Source organism: Weissella sp. DD23 (assembly GCF_001579105.1).
Taxonomy (GTDB): domain Bacteria; phylum Bacillota; class Bacilli; order Lactobacillales; family Lactobacillaceae; genus Weissella; species Weissella cibaria.
The window spans coordinates 141,913-143,367 of sequence record NZ_KQ970394.1; the positions used below are offsets into that span (position 1 = coordinate 141,913).

At 47.0% G+C, this 1,455-nt stretch carries 3 protein-coding genes; 2 read left to right on the top strand and 1 reads right to left on the bottom strand.

All coding sequences use genetic code 11. The features are described from left to right. Positions 1 to 10: 10 nt before the first annotated feature. The gene (locus WEIDD23_RS08100; protein ID WP_010370189.1) at positions 11 to 247 is read right to left on the bottom strand and encodes a hypothetical protein; all 237 of its coding nucleotides are present in this window, start codon (positions 245 to 247) and stop codon (positions 11 to 13) included. Positions 248 to 425: 178 nt separating this feature from the next. Here WEIDD23_RS08100 and WEIDD23_RS13665 point away from each other — a divergent pair, with 178 nt between their 5' ends. Further along, on the top strand, positions 426 to 593 hold the full coding sequence (locus WEIDD23_RS13665; protein WP_010370185.1) for a hypothetical protein: 168 nt from the start codon (positions 426 to 428) through the stop codon (positions 591 to 593). Next, a partial coding sequence (locus WEIDD23_RS08105; RefSeq protein WP_062358901.1) for a lyase family protein occupies positions 559 to 1,455 on the top strand: 897 nt, incomplete at its 3' end. The genes WEIDD23_RS13665 and WEIDD23_RS08105, both read left to right, overlap by 35 nt.

Below are 1,455 nucleotides of genomic sequence, written 5' to 3' on the forward strand. Positions count from 1 at the left end.
ATTGGTGCTTCTATAACAAGTGAGTAACATTCACGACAGCCGTTACCAACGCCAGAAATGCAACCAGCCAGTAAATGCGAATGTTGCTACTGCGACCCATGACAGTGAAAGCTACTGCCAAGATAAGTTGAAAGGCGACCCCGTACCAGGACGTGCTACCGTGAACGATCTCTAGAATTAACAACACAACCATTACAGGGACCAAGGCCCACTGGAATAGCCGTGCCAATTTAGTCATATCAGCCATTGTAATTCTCCCTCTAAATGAATGATGCTTTATCTAATTATCGCGCTACTGGCGGTGCGAATTCAATACTGATTTAGTGGGTTAAATGACAATAACACTTTTTTATTTGTCAAAACAAAGTAGTGGGTCCAGAATAATCGTCGTTGTAATACAAGCCGAAAAAACGGAGGTATCAAACATGGCAGCACATCCAATCGACTATGAAGTGATTGGTGGCAATTTTTCGACGGACAAAGCGCGCCAAATTTGGTCTGAAGAGGCCAAGTTGGAGAAGCAATTTATTGTGGAACAAGCGCTAGCCAAGGTGGAAGGTGCGCAAGGGTGTAATTCCCGCAAGCGCAGCTGACACGATTGTGAACTTGGCGTTCGGCGATTTAGACATTGATCGAATTGCCCAGATTTCACACGAAAAACAACATTCCTTGTTGGGATTAATTCAAGAAATGCAGCGCATCGCTGGCCCAGAAGCTGGTGAGTATGTGCATTTTGGGGCAACCACCCAAGACATTGTAGATACAGGACTTGTTTTGCAAGCTGCTGATCACTATGAACGGTACGAATCCCTTCTGGCAACGTTACGTAAGCAATTAGCAACGTTAACCAAGACGTATGCCCAAACGCCATATATGGCGCGGTCACATAATGTGCATGCGGTGCCAATTACATTTGGGTTTGTTTTAGCACGCTACCTAGATGAAATTCAGCGACACGTTGACCGGTTAACGCAGATGAAGGCCGACACATTAACAGGCGTCTTCGCTGGTGCGGTTGGATCGCATTCGGCACTTGGTATGGCCGGAATTGCGGTTGAAGAATCCTTGATGGCTGAGTTGCATTTACAAACTGAGACCGTTGCATGGCACAACGCACCCGATCGTTTGGTGGCGTACACTGGCGAATTGGCAATGTTGGGGGCAACGTTAGCCAAAATTGGTCGGCAATTCTATAACGAAGCTAGCACGGAAAATCAGCAATTAGCTGAGCCGTTTGTCGGGCAAGTTGGGTCGTCAACGATGCCACACAAGCGCAATCCAGAAAACTTTGAAGCGATTGCTGCATTGGCTGAGCCAATTTTTGCCGCGCAAACGCAGCTGATGCACGCGTTGTTGAGCGTCAATGAACGTGATGCAATTGCGTGGAAGCAATTGTGGCTAGCCTTGCCTGAAATTCACCAGTATGTTGATCGTCAGTTAACCTCGCTCATTGCG

Coding starts and splice junctions, on each gene's coding strand:
- WEIDD23_RS08100 (WP_010370189.1), bottom strand. CDS start 247: ATGGCTGATATGACTAAATTGGCACGGCTATTCCAGTGGGCCTTGGTC.
- WEIDD23_RS13665 (WP_010370185.1), top strand. CDS start 426: ATGGCAGCACATCCAATCGACTATGAAGTGATTGGTGGCAATTTTTCG.